This window comes from Haloferax larsenii (genome assembly GCF_024730625.1).
GTDB lineage: Archaea > Halobacteriota > Halobacteria > Halobacteriales > Haloferacaceae > Haloferax > Haloferax larsenii.
The window spans coordinates 1,024,215-1,040,295 of record NZ_CP078063.1; the positions used below are offsets into that span (position 1 = coordinate 1,024,215).

At 64.8% G+C, this 16,081-nt stretch carries 12 protein-coding genes and 1 tRNA gene; 7 read left to right on the forward strand and 6 right to left on the reverse strand.

The genetic code is table 11. The features are described 5' to 3' along the window. Positions 1-29: 29 nt before the first annotated feature. The 3 genes from KU306_RS05270 to KU306_RS05280 form a co-directional block, all read right to left on the reverse strand. The gene (locus tag KU306_RS05270) at positions 30-6,191 is read right to left on the reverse strand and encodes a hypothetical protein (RefSeq protein WP_258303095.1); all 6,162 of its coding nucleotides are present in this window, start codon (positions 6,189-6,191) and stop codon (positions 30-32) included. Positions 6,192-6,320: 129 nt separating this feature from the next. Further along, on the reverse strand, positions 6,321-6,962 hold the full coding sequence (locus tag KU306_RS05275; protein WP_007544147.1) for a LysE family translocator: 642 nt from the start codon (positions 6,960-6,962) through the stop codon (positions 6,321-6,323). A gap of 33 nt (positions 6,963-6,995) precedes the next feature. After that, complete coding sequence (locus KU306_RS05280) at positions 6,996-7,976, reverse strand: D-2-hydroxyacid dehydrogenase (RefSeq protein WP_258303096.1); 981 nt, start codon at positions 7,974-7,976, stop codon at positions 6,996-6,998. A gap of 91 nt (positions 7,977-8,067) precedes the next feature. On the opposite strand from KU306_RS05280, the gene KU306_RS05285 reads away from it, so the two are divergent. From KU306_RS05285 to KU306_RS05300, 4 genes are all read left to right on the forward strand, one after another. Then, positions 8,068-9,453: a signal recognition particle protein Srp54 gene (locus KU306_RS05285; RefSeq protein WP_007544151.1), complete on the forward strand. Its 1,386-nt coding sequence runs from the start codon at positions 8,068-8,070 to the stop codon at positions 9,451-9,453. Between the two features lie 106 nt (positions 9,454-9,559). Next, positions 9,560-10,141, forward strand: a complete 582-nt coding sequence (locus tag KU306_RS05290) for a magnesium transporter (protein WP_258303097.1) — start codon at positions 9,560-9,562, stop codon at positions 10,139-10,141. Position 10,142: 1 nt separating this feature from the next. Then, complete coding sequence (locus tag KU306_RS05295) at positions 10,143-10,703, forward strand: magnesium transporter (RefSeq protein ID WP_007544155.1); 561 nt, start codon at positions 10,143-10,145, stop codon at positions 10,701-10,703. Between the two features lie 179 nt (positions 10,704-10,882). Further along, complete coding sequence (locus tag KU306_RS05300; protein WP_007544164.1) at positions 10,883-11,854, forward strand: hypothetical protein; 972 nt, start codon at positions 10,883-10,885, stop codon at positions 11,852-11,854. Positions 11,855-11,902: 48 nt separating this feature from the next. On the opposite strand, the gene KU306_RS05305 is transcribed toward KU306_RS05300, so the two are convergent. Beyond that, on the reverse strand, positions 11,903-12,319 hold the full coding sequence (locus KU306_RS05305; protein WP_074792893.1) for an RNA-binding domain-containing protein: 417 nt from the start codon (positions 12,317-12,319) through the stop codon (positions 11,903-11,905). Next, positions 12,316-12,885: an AAA family ATPase gene (locus KU306_RS05310; protein ID WP_258303098.1), complete on the reverse strand. Its 570-nt coding sequence runs from the start codon at positions 12,883-12,885 to the stop codon at positions 12,316-12,318. The genes KU306_RS05305 and KU306_RS05310 overlap by 4 nt, the downstream gene beginning before the upstream one ends. A gap of 121 nt (positions 12,886-13,006) precedes the next feature. Here KU306_RS05310 and KU306_RS05315 point away from each other — a divergent pair, with 121 nt between their 5' ends. From KU306_RS05315 to KU306_RS05325, 3 genes are all read left to right on the forward strand, one after another. Then, entirely contained in the window at positions 13,007-13,384 is a 378-nt protein-coding gene (locus tag KU306_RS05315) for a YccF domain-containing protein (RefSeq protein WP_258303099.1), read from the forward strand. 43 nt (positions 13,385-13,427) lie between these two features. Next, positions 13,428-13,501, forward strand: a tRNA-Arg gene (locus KU306_RS05320). A 324-nt stretch (positions 13,502-13,825) separates the two neighbouring features. Next, positions 13,826-14,047 (forward strand): hypothetical protein, encoded by a 222-nt coding sequence (locus tag KU306_RS05325; protein WP_258303100.1) that lies wholly within the window; start codon positions 13,826-13,828, stop codon positions 14,045-14,047. Between the two features lie 282 nt (positions 14,048-14,329). Here the strand turns inward: KU306_RS05325 and thsA are convergent, their stop codons facing one another. Then, positions 14,330-15,979 (reverse strand): thermosome subunit alpha, encoded by a 1,650-nt coding sequence (gene thsA, locus KU306_RS05330; RefSeq protein ID WP_049918839.1) that lies wholly within the window; start codon positions 15,977-15,979, stop codon positions 14,330-14,332. Between the last annotated feature and the right edge of the window lie 102 nt (positions 15,980-16,081).

Below are 16,081 nucleotides of genomic sequence, written 5' to 3' on the forward strand. Positions count from 1 at the left end.
AACCCACTGCGGGACGGTCCGTCGACCGTCTACTGTCCTTTCTCACGCCGAGTTCGAACACGTGCGACGACCGCGAGCACAGCGACCGCCCCGACAGCGACGACCACCCCGAAGCCGGGCGTGTCGGTTGCCGTCGTCGAACGCTCTCCTGTCGGTTCCTCGGGTGTCGCGCTCGACGCGGTCTGTTCTGTCTCGGTGTTGTCTCCATCTCCCCGTGCCGAATTCGATGTCGAGGTCTGGGTCGTCGTCGCTGTTGCCGACTGGCCGTCGGGTCGGACGGTCACGGTCCCGGCGGAGACGCCGTCGACGGAGATGTTCGTCACGCCGCCGTGGTCCAGCGTCACGTCGAGACTGACGGTCGCTCGTTCGCCCGCGTCGAGTGTGACATCGCGCGTCCCAACGACTGCTCCGTTCGCCGTCACCGCCACGGTCTTTTTCACGCCGAAGCCGCGCGGATTCGAGAGTTCGGCCGACACTGTCAGCGGTTGGTCGGTCGAGACGCTCGGCCGAGAGAGGGTCGCGCCGTCGACCGAAAGTAGGGTGTCGGAGTCGACGCCGACGACGAACCGAGAGAGACCGGGTGCGTTCGCCCGGAGAGTGTGTGTTCCGCCGTCCCGGCGCTCGACGGTGGTCTCGACGCGATTCCACGCGCCATCGTGGTATCGGTACAGCGAGAGTTCGTCCGCACCGACGCCGAGACGAGCGAGTCGGTCGGAATCGAGGTCGACCGTGAACGCGGCGGCGTCGATGGTCGAGTCGCTGATTTTGTGGTCGACGCGGAGCGACCCGAGGACGACGCCGTCGAACTGGGCTGTCGGGTCGTCAGTCGGCGCGTCAGCATCGGCTTCTGCTGTCGGTTCAGCACCGCTTTCGGCCGTCACGTCGACTACCTCGCCGGGGGCCGACGCGTCGAGAAGCGGTGAGTCGCCCGCGACAGAGAGCGAGTAGTTGCCTTCGTGTGTCGTCGTGACCGTGAGTCGCGTCAGGTTCATCCCGTCGGTCGCAACTTCGCCGCCGAAGTCGACCGCGACTGGTTCGTTTCGTGCGGAGTTCTCAACCGAGACGTTCGTAGCACGCCCGTCGGTCGTGGCGTTCTCGACGCGAACGACAGTCGCCGATTGAGAGCGGTCGTCTGAACTGGAGCGGTCCGAATCTCCGCCGGTGCTTCCGCCGCCGCTCGACCCACCTTCGTCGGCCAAGTCGCCTCCACCGGACCCGCCTGCACCGTCGTCGCTATCGTCTCCACCACTCCCGTCGCCGTCGCCGCCACTGCCACCATCGACTTCCACTGAGACGGTGTTAGACTGCTCGACGCCGTCGTTTCCGACCGTGTCCTCGACGACGAGCGTCACAGACTGCGTGCCGTCCGACGCGCCGGACCCGACACTCACGGTCGTCTCGTAGGTGTCGTCGCCGTCGCCGTCGGTCAAGTCGACCGGGGAGGCGACCCCGAAGTCCGAGAGGAACACCGTCACGGAATCGACGCTGGTCGTGGCGTCTGCGACCGTGACGCTGACTGTGATTGTATCGCCGACGCCGACTGTACCGTCACCGTCTGTCACGTCCGTGAGCGAGAGCCCGCTGGTCGCTGGCGGCGTCGTATCGAGTGTGAGCGTGCCAGTCGCGGCGGTCTGTGCGGTGCCGCCGGAGTCGTTCGCCGTGACGCTGACGGACTGACTGCCGTCGGCTGAGACGCCAGCGCCGTCGACGACGAGCGTCGATTCGTAGGTGCCGTCGCTGTCGCCATCCGTGAGGGCGACCGCCGAGCCAGCGCCGAAGGCGGAGGCGTCGACGACGACAGCCGAAACGGACGAGGTCGCATCCGAGACAGTCGCGGAGACGACGAGTTCGTCCCCGTCGCTCACAGTGCCGTCACCGTCTGTTGCGTCGGTTATCGAGACACCAGAGAGCGACGGCGCTGCGGTGTCGACGGTCAGTTGTGTCGTGGTTGCGGTTTGCGTGTTGCCCTGCCCGTCGGTCGCCTGAACCGTGACGTCGTGGGAACCGTCAGACGAGACGCCGGCCTCGTCGACAGTGATGGTCGCCGTGTAGGTGTCGTCGTTGTCGGCGTCCGAGAGCGTGACTGTCGAGCCAGCGCCGAACGCAGAGGTGTCGGCGACGACGGTCGAGACGGTCGTGAGGTCGGTGACGTCGGCCGAGATAGTGACCGCGCTCCCGTTCGCAACGACACCGTTTCCGTCAGTCGCGTCGGTGAGACTGGTGTTCGAGAGACCCGGCGGTGTCGTGTCGAGGGTTGGCCCGCTGACCGCCTTCGTCCCTTCGTTGTCGGCGGTATCGACTGCTGCGAACGTGACGCTCTGTGCGCCGTCGGTCGTCCCCGACTCGGAGACGGTCACTGTTGCGCCGTACTCACCGTCGCCGTCGGGGTCCGAAAGCGAGACTGCTGGCCCGGCACCGAACGCCGAGGCGTCTGCGGTCACACCCGAGAGCGCCGTGTCGTCGGCGACGGTCACGTTGAGCGTGAGTTGGTCGCCGCCGTCCACAGCACCGTCTCCGTCGGTCGCGTCAGTCACGGAGCTATTCGAGAGGACCGGAGCCGTCGTGTCGAGCGTTATTTCCTCGGTCGTGTTCGAGCGGGTGTTGGACCCCGCATCGGCCACGGTGACGGTGACTGTGTGGTTCCCGTCCGGTGAGGCTGCCGCGCCATCGACGCTGGCAGTCGCCTCGTAGGTGTTCCCCGAAGCGTGGCTCAGCGTGACTGCCGCGCCGAGTCCGAAGTCGGTCAGGTCGGCCGTCACCGCCCCGATGCTACTTTCTCCGTCCGAGACGGTCGCCGTCACGGTGAGGTCGTCGCCGTCGCCGACGACCCGGTCGCCATCGTCAGCGAGGCTCACGTCCGAAATCGTCGGCTTCACGGTATCGACGGTCAGGCTTCCAGTGCTGGCCGTCTGGGTTCGGCCCTGTGCGTCCTCGGCGGCAACCGTGAGCGACTGCGAGCCGAGTGTCGCGTTGCCGCCATCGACGGTAAAAGTCGCCTCGTACCGGTCGCCGCCGGTGTTAGTGAGGGTGACTGCCGAGCCAGCGCCGAAGGCGGAGGCGTCGGCGGTGACGTTCTGAATCGTCGTCGCGTCGGTCACGTTCGCAGAGAGCGTCACGCTGTCGCCGTCGGCGACGACGCCGTTTCCGTTGGTCGCGTCGGTCAGCGTCGCGTCCGTCACGACCGGCGCGTCCGTGTCGAGCGTGAGGTCGCCCGCAGACTGGTTTCGGTCGTTTCCGGCCTCGTCGGTCGCACGCACGACGACCGAATGCGTGCCGTCTGCGGCCGCGCTGGCGTCGTCGACCGAGGCCGTCGCGTTGTAAGTGTCGCCCGTGACGTGTGTGAGTTCCACGACGCCGGCACCGAACGCCGAGAGGTTCGCGGTGACGTTGACGACGCCACTCGTCGCGTCCGAGACGGTCGCCGTAACGCGAATCGACTCGCCGTCGCCGACGACGCCGTCACCGTTGGCGACGTCTTCGACAATCGGCGAGAACGACCCGGGTGGGGTCGCATCGAGCGTGAGTTCGTCCGTCGTGACGGTCACGTCGTTCCCGTGGTCATCGCCTGCGACGACTTCGACCGAGTGATTCCCGTCTGGCGAGGCGCTCGCGCCATCGACTGTAACGGTGGCGTCGTAGGTGTCGTCGCCGTCGCCGTCAGTGAGCGAGACGGTGGTGCCAGCGCCGAACGCTGAGAGGTTCGCCGTGACTGACCCGACGGTAGTCGCGTCAGTTACGTCCACGCTGACGGTCACGCTGTCGCCGTCGGCCACGAGTCGGTCGCCGTCGTCGGAGATGGTCACCCCGGTCGCACTCGGCGCAGTCGTGTCGAGCGTCAGGGTCGCGGTCGTTGCGGACGCACTCTTTGCCTTTTCGTCGGTCGCGGTGACGTCGACCGAGTAGGCTCCGTCCGGTGACGCACTGGCGTCGTCGACCGAGACAGTGGCGTCGTAGGTGTCGTCGCCGTCGCCGTCGGTGAGCGAGACGGCGGTTCCAGCGCCGAACGCCGAGAGATTCGCAGTCACCGCCGAGACTGCCGTCACGTCGGTGACGGTCGCCGAGACAGTGATAGAATCCGCGTCGGCGACGACGCCGTTTCCGTTGGTTGCGTCGGTCACCGTCGGATTCGTGATTGTCGGTGGTGCGGTGTTCAACGCGAGTGTTCCCGACGACCCAGTTCGTTCGTTGTCGCCGTCGTCTGTCGTCGTCACCGCGACTGCGTAGGTCCCTTCGCCGGAGGCGGTTGCCGCATCGACCGTGACGGTTCCGGTGTAGGTGTCGCCGCCACTGTCGGTGAGTGTGACTGCCGAGCCTGCGCCGAAGGCGGAGGCGTCGGCGGTGACGGTGACGACGCCACTCGTCGCGTCGGTGCTGTTCGCGCGAATCTCGATGGTGTCGCCGTCCTCGACGATACCATCACCGTCTGTCGTGTCCGTTATCGAGACGTCGGTGAGCGTGGGTGCTGCCGTATCGAGGACGAGCGTGCTGGTCGTCACCGACTCGACGTTTCCGTCTGCGTCGGTGGCCGTGAGTTGGACGGGATAGGTCCCGTCGGACGCCGCGTTCGCGGCGTTCACGGTCGCCGTGAAGTCGTACACGTCGTCGCCGTCGCCATCTGTCAACGCCTCGCTCTCACCGGCGTGTCCCCAGCCGAAATCCCGCGCGTCGAACGTGACGCTGGCGATATCGCTCGTCGCGTCAGTCACGTTTGCGTGAATGCGCACGTCGTCACCGTCCGCGACGACACCGTCGCCGTCGGAGACATCGACGAGGGTCGGGTTCGTCACCGATGGGTCGATGGTGTCGACGGTCGCCGTATCGGACCGGCCGCCCGCGCCGTTCAGGTCGGTCGAGTCGTTGGCGACGAGTAGGTCGGCGGTAAAATCGCCTTCCGTGCTGGTGTTCCACGTCGCGGTGTAGGTGCCGCTAGATTCGGTGAAATCGGCGTCTGTCAGCGTCGTCGTACTCGGCCCGCTGACGGACACCTCGATGTCGGACAGCGTCTCAGAGGAGTCGAAGCTGACGGTGAGGTTCTGCCCGCTCGGGTTGGTTACGCTGTAGGCGGTGATGTCCGGCGGAGCGCTGATTGCGACCGACCCGCTTTCGTTCGAATCGCTCTGGCCGACGCGGTCGACGGCGGTCACGGTCGCGTTGTAGTAGCCGTCCGGTGCGGCCGCCGAGCCGTCCGCGGTCGCTGTCGCGGTGTAGGTGTCGCCGGTGTCTTTCGTGAGGACGACGGCTGACCCGGCACCGAACGACGAGAGGTCGGCTGTGAGTTGTGCGCCATCGAGAGTCTGCCCCGCCGGGCCGTCGGTGATGACGGCCTCGATGCCGAACGTGTCGCCATCGTTGAGAACGCCGTCTTGGACTGCGGTCCCGGTGAACTGGACGTTCGAGACCGACGGCGTCGAGGTGTCTACTGTCAGCGTCGTTCCGGTCGTCGCGTTCCCCTCGTTTCCTGTGCCGTCCGTGTCGGTCGCGGTGACGGTCACCGAGTGGTTCCCTTCGGTCGGTGCGCCTTCCGCACCCACGGTGATAGTCGTCTCGTAGGTATCGCCGCCCGTGGCACTGAGTGGTTCGGCAGCGCCGGCACCGAAGGCGCTGAGATTGGCCGTCACCGCGTCGATGCTCGTCGTATTCTCGACGACGGTCGCGCTGACTGTGACGTCGTTGCCGGTCGTAACGTAGCCGTTGCCGTCGGCGTCGTCGGTAACAGCGAGGTTGGAAATATCCGGTGGCGTCGTGTCGACGATGACGGTCTGTTTCTCTCCACTCGCACCGTTGTTTCCGTCGTCGCCCTTGGCGACGAGCAGTTCGGCAGTGTAGTTTCCGTCCTCAGACGCCGTGTGCGTGGCTGTGTAGTGATATGGTGCGGTCGTGTTGCTCGTCGAAAAACTCGATTCGTCGATGTTGTACTCGGTAACTTTCTCGAAGTCGGTCAGGTTCAACGAACTGTTGTAGAATCCGACGTCGATTTGCTGGAGCGACTTCGAGGACGAAAAGCTGATTTCGACCGTCTGTCCGCCGGTATTCTCAGCTGTAAAATTTGTAATGACTGGTGCGGATGCCGCCGACGCGACGACCGGCCCCGGACTGACGCCGACGCTCGCTGCCGGTGCAAACACCACCGCAGAGAGAACGAAGAGACTGGTGAGAAACGCTCTGACCGCAGTTCGACTGTCTTTGCCCACGAATCTACGATGATATTGAAAGTGTCATTCGAACGTGTACTATCGCTACTCGGCCCAATTATACTGCACGGCATGGGGATGTAGCCAATAAGGGTATTGCTGAAATTATCAAATGTGTTATTCGGAGTGCTATTCGAGACCGAGACCGATGCCGAGTGCGACCATCACGCCGCCGCCGACCCAGTTGAGCCCCGACGTGACTCGTCGTGATTCGAGCGCGTTGCTCGCGCGCTCGGACGCGAGCGCGACCAGACAGAGATACACCGCCGTGAGAACTGCGTAGGTCCCTCCGAGGAGTGCCATCCGAACGTCGGCACCGGCCCCCGTTCCGGCGAAGGTGGGCAGAAACGCGAGAAAGAACAGCGCGACTTTCGGATTGAGCGCGTTTACGAAGACGCCACGGCGAAAGCTGCCGCCCGGGTCTGTCTCTCTCTGTGGGTCGAACTCGCGGTTACGGATGGCGGTAATCCCGAGATAGACGAGATACACCGCGCCGGCGTACTTCACGGCACGATACGCGACCGGCGCGGCTCGGAGCAGTGCCGCCAGCCCGAGTGTCGCCGCCGCGGTGTGGAGCAAGACGCCGGTAGCGATGCCGAGTGCCGAGCGAATACCCGACGTTTTGCCCTGTACGCCGCGAGCGAGGACGTACACCGTGTCAGGGCCGGGCGTGAGGATGAGCGCGACCGCTGCAGCGCAGAAGGCGAGAAGGGTTGCCGGGCCGAGTCCAAACACGCTCACTCCCTGAAGTCCAAACACGATGCCGGTCATCGAGTCCGGCTAAGAATCCTCGAGTGAAGTACGTCAGGGTTCGGGAAGCACTTGATTCCGAAGCGGTTCGTCGCCTTCACCCTCGTCCCGCCCGTCGTCTTCTTCCAATCGCTCGACGTTCTCCGCGAGGATGTCGGCCAATCGGGTGTAGTAGTGCGGCGTGTGGCCCGCGACGTGCGGGGTGATGAACACGTTCTCGAAGTTCCACAGCGGGTGGGATTCCGGGAGTGGTTCGGGGTCGGTCACGTCGAGTGCGGCCGCCCGGATTCGACCGCGTTGGACCGTCTCGACGAGCGCGTCGGTGTCGACGACGCCACCGCGTGCGATATTCACGAGGACGGCGTGATTCGGAAGCGCGTCGAACGCTTGCTTATCGACGAGGTGTCGTGTCTCGTCGGTCAGCGGACACGCGAGCACGAGGAAATCAGTCTCTACGAGCGCGGATTCGAGGTCGTCGAAGCCGACCACGCGGTCGGTCGGCCCGCCCTTCTCGGGCGTGTAGCGAACACCAATCGTCTCGACGCCGAAGGGAGCGAGGCGCTCGACGACTGCTTGTCCGATTTCGCCGAGACCGACGACGGTCACTGTCGAGCCGTTCAGTTCGCCGTACGCCTGAAACGACCGCCACTCGCGGCGTTCCTGTCGGCGGATTCCTTCGTCGAGGCGGCGGGTAATCAGCAGGAGCCAGCCGATGACGTGCTCGGCGATGTTAGGACCGTGGACGCCGGAGGCGTTCGTGACCGCGATGTCCCGCTCTCGGAGCGTGTCCATCGGAAGGTGGTCGTATCCGGCGGCCGCGCCCGCGAACAACTGGAGGTTCTCCGCGGCGGCGAGCACGTCGTCGTGGAGGTACGTTCCGGTGATGATGTCGGCGTCGCGGGCGGCAGCGAGTGTTTCGGCGGTCGTCTTCGGGTGGACGATTGTTGCCTCGGGAAGGCGCTCGCGGAGCGCATCGACGTACTCCTCGGCGGGGATATCGTGATTTGGCTGGTCGAGGACGAGGATTCGGGTCATCGTTCGTGGTGTCGCTTGCGCGACCGAAAGGTGTTCGCCCGCGGACGCGACGGATAAAGCCTTTACCGACGGGACGGCGTAGGAAGGGACAATGGTACTCGACAATCTCGGGAGTTCCCTCCGCGGCAGTCTCGATAAGCTGCGGGGTAAGTCCCGTATCGACGAGGACGACGTTCAGGAGATCGTCAAGGAGATTCAGCGCTCCTTGCTCTCCGCTGACGTCGATGTCAGCCTCGTCATGGACCTCTCTGACTCTATCAAGACGCGCGCGTTGGAGGAAGAGCCGCCGGGTGGCACGAGCGCCCGCGACCACGTCCTGAAAATCGTCTACGAAGAACTCGTCTCCCTCATCGGCGAATCGACCGATATTCCCCTCGAATCCCAGACCATCATGCTCGCCGGTCTGCAGGGGTCGGGGAAGACCACCACCTCCGCCAAGATGGCGTGGTGGTTCTCGAAGAAAGGGCTTCGCCCTGCGGTCATCCAGACCGACACCTTCCGCCCCGGCGCGTACGACCAGGCCAAGCAGATGTGTGAGCGGGCGGAGGTCGACTTCTACGGCGACCCCGACTGCGACGACCCGGTCCAAATCGCCCGCGAAGGGCTCGAAGCGACCGAAGACGCCGACGTTCACATCGTCGACACGGCCGGTCGTCACGCCCTCGAAGACGACCTCATCGCCGAAATCGAAGAGATTGAAGGCGTCGTCCAACCGGACCTGAACCTGCTCGTCCTCGACGCGGCAATCGGGCAGGGCGCAAAAGAGCAGGCCCAGCAGTTCGACGAATCCATCGGCATCGGTGGCGTCGTCATCACCAAGCTCGACGGGACCGCAAAAGGTGGCGGTGCCCTGACCGCCGTCAACGAGACGGATTCGTCTATCGGCTTCCTCGGCATGGGTGAGACCGTCCAGGACATCGAGCGATTCGAGCCGAACGGCTTCATCTCGCGGCTCCTCGGTATGGGCGACCTCAAGCAGCTGTCCGAGCGCGTCGAGCGCGCTATGGCGGAGACGACCGCCGAGGACGAGGACTGGGACCCCGAGGAGATGATGAAGGGGAGCTTCACCCTCAAGGACATGCAAAAGCAGATGGAGGCGATGAACAAGATGGGGCCGCTCGACCAGGTCCTCGACATGATTCCCGGGCTCGGCGGCGGGCTCAAAGACCAACTGCCGGACGACGCCATGGACGTGACGAAAGACCGGATGCGCTCGTTCGAGATTATCATGGACTCCATGACCGACGAGGAACTGGAGAACCCGCGCATCATCGGTGCCTCTCGCGTCCAGCGCATCGCACAGGGCTCCGGCCGCGACGAGGAGACGATTCAGGAACTCCTCGAACAGCACCGCATGATGGAACGCACCATCAAGCAGTTCCAGGGCATGGGCGACGGCGACATGCAGCGGATGATGAAGAAGATGCAGCAGCAAGGCGGCGACATGGGCGGTATGGGCGGCATGGGGCCGTTCTAACGGCGTCGACGCGAAGCTCCAACCTCCGAGTTCGTCTCTCACGGTTTTTCGAAGGGAGTTCCGAGATACCGCCGACTTTTAACGTTCGCGTTCGTCGCACCCCACAATGACCGTGCGCGACGTCGCTGTCGAGGCATACCGGGAAGCCCTCCCCGCGCTCTCCGCGAGTCTCGTCGGCGGTCTCGTCGCGGGCGTCGTCCTCGGCGGGATGCGCGCGGAACTCCGGGCTGTCCCGGGGCTTCTCGTTCTCGTGCCCGCACTGCTCGCAACTCGCGGCAACGTCTACGGTTCGCTCGGTGCTCGCGTCGCCACCGCGCTCCATCAGGGGCTCATCGAACCGCGCGTCACCGCGGGCGACGACAGGTTGCAGGCCGCTGCGGCGGCCGCCCTCGCAAACGGCGTCCTGACCAGCACCTTCGCCGCCATCGTCGCGTTCTTCCTCCTGACACTCCTCGGAAGCGAGGTCGCACCGCTTCCGATTCTCGTCGGGGTGGCCATCGTCGCCGGTCTCCTCTCGGGTATCGTCCTCACGGCCGTCGTCGTCACCGTCGTCTTCGCGGGCTATCGCCGCGGGCGCAACCCCGACACGCTCGTCGGCCCAATCGTGACGACGACCGGCGACGTGTTCGGCATCCTGTTTTTGCTCATCGCCGTGCGAACCATCCTCGCCATCGCGGGGGTGTTCTGAGATGCCCACGGAGTGGACCGTCCGGGCAATCACGCGCGCGATGCTCCCGGTCCTGTTGGTGCTCACGCTCGTCGAACTCGGAAGCGGACTCGTCCTCGGGAGTTTCGAGTCGAAGCTACTGCGGTATCCCTCGCTTCTCGTCCTCGTTCCCGTCACCATCGGGACGGCGGGGAACCTCGGGAGCATCCTCGCGGCGCGCCTCTCGACGTCGTTTCACCTCGGGACGCTCTCGTTTTCACCGGCCGACGACGAACTCGCCGGAAACGCCGTTGCGACGTTCGCTCTCGCGGTGACGATGTTCCCGGTCATCGGCTTCGGTGCGTGGGTGTTGGCCGCGCTCGTTTCGGGCGGGGCGACGCTTGCAGCACAGACCGTCATCTTGGTCGCGCTCACCAGCGGCACGATTCTCGCGGTGCTGGCGGTGGCCGTGACGCTCACCGCGACGTACGCCGCCTACCAGTTCGGACTCGACCCCGACGACGTGGTCATCCCGGTCGTCACCAACGTCTGCGACGTGCTCGGGGTCGTGGTGCTGTTCGGCGTGGTGCAGGTGCTAGTGTGACTCCCCCAGCGTCTGATGATACCTGCTTTCCGACCGACACACGCTCTCCGACCGACACACGCTCTCCGACCGACACACGCTCTCCGACCGACACACGCTCTCCGACCGACACACGCTCTCCGACCGACACACGCTCTCCGACCGACGCCGCTTAGTTCGCTCGCTCCTCAGGGCAGACCGTGCAACCGTCGGCGTTCCTCCCCATCCTGTTCGAGGTACTCCCGCGAGTCGCCCGTATCGCGGTCTACATCGCACTCGGCGTCTTCGCGGCCAACCTCGTGGTCGCCTTCGGACTCGTGGAGCGAATCGCCGGCCTCTCGCGGTATCTGACCGGACCGGCGAACCTCCCGGACGAGGTGGGCACGGCCATCGTCACGACCGCCGCCTCGACGACAGCAGGCTACGGCATGCTCGCCGAATACCGCGAGTCTGGCGTCCTCGACGACCGGGCCACGCTCGTGGCCGTCACCATCAACACGTTCTTCGGCTTCGTCCAGCACATCTTCACGTTCTACTGGCCCGTTCTCATCCCCATTCTCGGCCAAGAGGTCGGGTTCATGTACGTCGGCGCGCGCGCGGCCATCGCGCTCGCGATTACGCTCACGGGCGTCGTCGCCGGGGCGGTGCTCCTCTCCGAGCGGAACGTCGATTCGACCGCAGTCGTACAGACTGATGGTGCTGGCGAGGTCGGCGAGGAGGAACAGTCCCTTCAGTCGATGCTCGAAGAGGCCGGGCGAAAGACGTGGAAGACGCTCCGGCGCATCGTTCCGCGACTCGCCATCGTCTACGTGTTCGTCACGCTCCTCTTGCGGACGACCGACCTCGAATCGTTCACCGCGCTCGCCAGTCCCCTGACGAACCTCGTCGGACTCCCGGGTGCTGCTGTCCCGATTGTCGTCGCCTTCGCGTTCGACACGACCGCCGGGGCCGCGGCCATCGCGCCGGCTATTGGGCAGACGTTCACGCCGAAACAGGCCGTGGCGACGATGCTCATCGGCGGTATCATCTCCTTCGCCGTCTCGACGTTCAAGCGGTCGATACCCTTCCAGTACGGCATCTGGGGCCCCGAATTCGGGTCGAAGGTCATCGCCGTCAACACGGGGCTGAAAATCGTCTTTATCGCTATCGCGGTGGCGGTGCTGGTCGTCTGAGACGCCGCGGCCGTCGCTGCGGCCGTCGCCGCAGTATCTCTCGCCGCGTTATCTGTCGTTCGGGTCGACCGGCCGTCCGTCTTCGGTCGGCGGCGCGATGTAGTCGATGAGTTCGTCTACCGTCGGGTCGCGGACGGTCACGTGGACCTCGATGTCGCCGAGTTCGTCGGGGTTGCCGACGGCGAAGTTGACGACGCCCTTGAACGCGGCCTGCTTTTTCAGCGCGAACGAAAAGCCGTCGTCGTCCTTTCGCTTGGCGAACTCGCGGCGGGCCGTATCGAGGATGGCCTGCTCGTGGAGGCGCTCCGAGAAGCGCTCTAACTCGTGGGTCTCGCCGACGAGCGTCCCGTCTTCGTGGGTGAGTTCGACGCCCGGAAAGAGGTTCTCGACGGCGTCGCCGACGCGGTCGGTGATTTCCGTGTCGCGGACGGGGGCCTCGATGCGAACGTCGACGCTGTATATCATGTGTTGGCCTCCGCGACGGCGTCCGGTCCTTCCTCGAACAGGAGGGTGATTTTCTCGCGGTACTCGGCCAGTGTTCCGGTGTTCTCGATAACCACGTCGGCGCGGTCCATCGCTTCGCCCATCCCGAAGTCGAGTTCGCGCTCCTCGCGTTTCTTCAGCGCCTCGACGTCGGTGTCGCTCGCGTCGCGCCCGCGGTCGAGCAGGCGCTCGGCGCGCGTCTCGAACGGCGCTTCCACGCTCACGAGGACGAACTCGTCGCCGAAGGCGTCGCGGAAGCGGTCGAGTTCCACGTCCGACCGCAGGCCGTCTACCAGCACCACGTCGTTCGATTCGAGGTGGTCTTCGACGACCGGAAGCGAGCGCGCTGCGATGGCGTCGTCGCCTTCTTCTTCGCGGAGCGCTTTCGCAATCGTTCCGTGCTCGGTCGCGGGGTCGAGACCGCGATTGCGACACTCCTCGCGGATGATGTCGCCCATCGTCACGACGGGAATTCCCGACTCGCGGGCTACTTCGGCGAGTTCGCCTTTTCCGCTGCCGGGCAGGCCGACTGTCCCGATGACTTTCATGGCGGTTGCTACCGCGCTCGCGCTGTTAAACCCTCCCTTCACCGTCGCTCGGTTCCCCTCGTCACGACAGCGACCTACGAGCGCCGCGACACTTTTCGCGCCTCGTCGCCCACTGTCACCTATGTCTCAACGCTCGCTCGTCGTTCGCGCGCTGTGGTTCGTGGTTGTCGGCTGGTGGGCGACACCCCTCGTCGTCAACGTCGCGTGGTTCCTCAACGCGACTATCATCGGCCTCCCGCTCGGAATCAAACTCATCAATCTCGTTCCGACGGTGCTCTCGCTGAAGGAGCCACGGTTGCTCACCGACCCCGATTCGGCCCGCGGCCAGCGGTCGCTTCTCGTCCGCGCTGTGTATTTCGTGTTCGTCGGCTGGTGGGTCAGTTGGTTCTGGGCGAACGCCGCGGCGTTCTTCGCAGTCACCATCGTCGGCCTGCCGGTTGCCTTCTGGATGTTCAATCGGCTGCCGGTGGTCACCTCCCTGTATCGGTTCGACGGATAGAACCCGATTCGTTTTTCTTCCGGGGCCGATTTGTGGCATCCGAGGGCGCGTAGCTCAGTCGGACAGAGCGTCGGACTTCTAATCCGATGGTCGCGGGTTCGAATCCCGTCGCGCTCGTTATTCTCTGCGAGCGACAGCGAGCAGTGATAACGGTACCGGCGGGATTCGAATCCTACGAGACGAACGAAGTGAGTCTCGGTCCGGTTCGAATCTCGTGACCGAAGGTCACGAAGTGCAGCGCGTAGCGCTGCACTCCCGTCGCAAACGCTTCGCGTTTGCTCAATCCCGTCGCGCTCTTTTGCTGGAAACCCGTCGCGCTCTTTTCGTTGCTCAACTGCGGTTGGCTGCTGAGCGACAGCGAGGCGTGTCAGAACGACTACCGCTCGAATTTCTATTCAGACCTGCCAAACACTCATCAGTTAACAAACAGATACTGGTACTATGGTGTTCGCTTCCGACACGCCTCTGCTCGGCATCTTCGAATGGACCATCGACCACGCCGTCGTCTACGGCGACTCAGAGAGCGAGACTGTTCTCCACGAAGGGACAGTGCGGGTGCTTCCGAACGGCTGGGTCGAAGTCCCGAGCGGGCGGCTGCTCTCGCCGGGTGCGGTCCACCACATCGACCAACTTCCGGAGTCGTCTCAGTCAGACGACTTCTAGGTTCCGTCCGCACTCGGGACACGCCGAATCGACAATCGTCACCTGCGCGTCGCAGTTCGAACAGAATTCGCGGTAACACGCTCGGTCGCCCATGGTAGAATAACGCGTGGACTGGTGGGAGAAGATTTGGATTCGGGACTGAGTGGACGACGTTCGGTCTGTCCGCGCCGGTTCGCGCCGCTACCGAGCGTGACGCAAGAAAAAATTGGGTCGGAAATCAGGCCGACGGTTCGAGTCGATGCGTGAGTCAGTGGATGGGTGTATGGTGGCCTACTGGGGCGCTTACATTGCGCCGCCCATGCCGCCCATACCGCCCATGCCACCCATGCCGCCCATGCCGCCGGGTGCGCCGCCTTCGTCGTCGTCGTCGCCGGTCTGGCCACCGGAGAGGTCGCCAGCAGCGATGACGTCGTCGATGCGGAGAATCATGACAGCGGCTTCGGTCGCGGACTCGATGGCCTGCGTCTTGACGCGGAGGGGCTCGACGACGCCCTCTTCTTCCATGTCGATGATGTCGCCCGTGTAGGCGTCGAGACCAGCGGCGAATTCGCCACCGTCGTGACGCGAGCGGAGGTCGACGAGGGAGTCGATGGGGTCGAGACCGGCGTTCTCGGCGAGGGTGCGCGGGATGATGTCCAGCGCTTCGGCGAACGCCTCGACAGCGAGCTGCTCGCGGCCGCCGACGGAGTCAGCGAACTCGCGCAGGGTGAGCGAAAGCTCCGTCTCGGGAGCGCCGCCGCCGGGGAGCACCTTGCCGTCTTCGAGGGTCGTGCGAACGACGCCGAGGGAGTCGTCGATAGCGCGTTCGAGTTCGTCGACGACGTGCTCGGTGCCGCCGCGGAGGATGAGCGTGACGGACTTCGCGTCTTCGACGTCCTCGACGAAGATGCGCTCGTCGCCACCGATGTCCTTCTGGGCGACGGAGCCGGCGAAGCCGAGGTCGTCTTCCTCGATGTCGTCGAGGTTGGAGACGACGCGGCCGCCCGTCGCACGGGCGAGACGCTTGAGGTCCGAGGACTTGGCGCGGCGGACCGCGAGGATGCCCTCCTTCGCGAGGTAGTGCTGCGCCATGTCGTCGATGCCGTCACCGACGAAGACGACGTCGGTGCCGACGTCGACGAGCGTGTCGACCATTTCCTTCAGCTGCTTTTCTTCCTGGTCGAGGAACTGCTGAAGCTGGTCGGGGTCGGTGACGTTGACTTCGGCGTCGATTTCCGTCTCGCGCACTTCGAGCGCGTCGTCGAGGATAGCGACGTTGGCGTCTTCGACCGCGTACGGCATGTTCTCGTCGACGCGTTCCTTGTCGACGATGACGCCTTCGACGAGTTCGGAGTTGTTGATGGAGCCACCGACGACCTTCTCGACGGAGACGTTGTCCGTGTCGATGCTGTCGTCGTCCTGGACCGCCAGCACGGAGTCGACGACGAGTTCGGCGAGCAGGTCCTTGGCGGACTCTGCGCCCTTGCCGGTCATCGCCGTGGCGGCAATCTTGATGAGGGTCTCGCGGTCGTCCTCGGTGACTTCGATAGCCTTCGATTCGAGGACTTCCTTGGCCTTCTCGGCGGCCTGACGGTACCCCTGCGCGATGGTCGTCGCGTGGACGTCAGATTCGAGGAGGTCTTCGGCCTGGTCGAGGAGTTCGCCCGCGATGACGACGGCGGTCGTCGTGCCGTCGCCGACCTCGGTCTCCTGCGTCTCGGAGACTTCGACGATCATGTTGGCCGCGGGGTGGTCGATGTCCATCTCCTTGAGGATGGTGACGCCGTCGTTCGTGACGACGACCTGGCCCGACGAATCGACGAGCATCTTGTCCATCCCTTTGGGGCCGAGCGTCGTGCGTACGGCCTCTGCGACGGCCTTTCCGGCCGTGATGTTCATCGACTGCGCATCCTGACCGGATGTGCGCTGCGAGTCTTCGCCCAGAATGATCATGGGCTGACCCTGCTGCATTCGCTGGCTCATAGTCATCGCTTGATTGTTTGTGATTCTATAAAAAGTCTTCGAATAGTGGCATGTCAAAACGCAACACGGGGG

Bases quoted from the DNA above. Each gene is read 5' to 3' on its own strand.
- KU306_RS05315 (WP_258303099.1), top strand. From the start codon at position 13,007: ATGTCTCAACGCTCGCTCGTCGTTCGCGCGCTGTGGTTCGTGGTTGTC.
- KU306_RS05290 (WP_258303097.1), top strand. From the start codon at position 9,560: ATGACCGTGCGCGACGTCGCTGTCGAGGCATACCGGGAAGCCCTCCCC.
- thsA (WP_049918839.1), bottom strand. From the start codon at position 15,979: ATGATCATTCTGGGCGAAGACTCGCAGCGCACATCCGGTCAGGATGCG.
- KU306_RS05280 (WP_258303096.1), bottom strand. From the start codon at position 7,976: ATGACCCGAATCCTCGTCCTCGACCAGCCAAATCACGATATCCCCGCC.
- KU306_RS05285 (WP_007544151.1), top strand. From the start codon at position 8,068: ATGGTACTCGACAATCTCGGGAGTTCCCTCCGCGGCAGTCTCGATAAG.
- KU306_RS05325 (WP_258303100.1), top strand. From the start codon at position 13,826: ATGGTGTTCGCTTCCGACACGCCTCTGCTCGGCATCTTCGAATGGACC.
- KU306_RS05305 (WP_074792893.1), bottom strand. From the start codon at position 12,319: ATGATATACAGCGTCGACGTTCGCATCGAGGCCCCCGTCCGCGACACG.
- KU306_RS05275 (WP_007544147.1), bottom strand. From the start codon at position 6,962: ATGACCGGCATCGTGTTTGGACTTCAGGGAGTGAGCGTGTTTGGACTC.
- KU306_RS05295 (WP_007544155.1), top strand. From the start codon at position 10,143: ATGCCCACGGAGTGGACCGTCCGGGCAATCACGCGCGCGATGCTCCCG.
- KU306_RS05310 (WP_258303098.1), bottom strand. From the start codon at position 12,885: ATGAAAGTCATCGGGACAGTCGGCCTGCCCGGCAGCGGAAAAGGCGAA.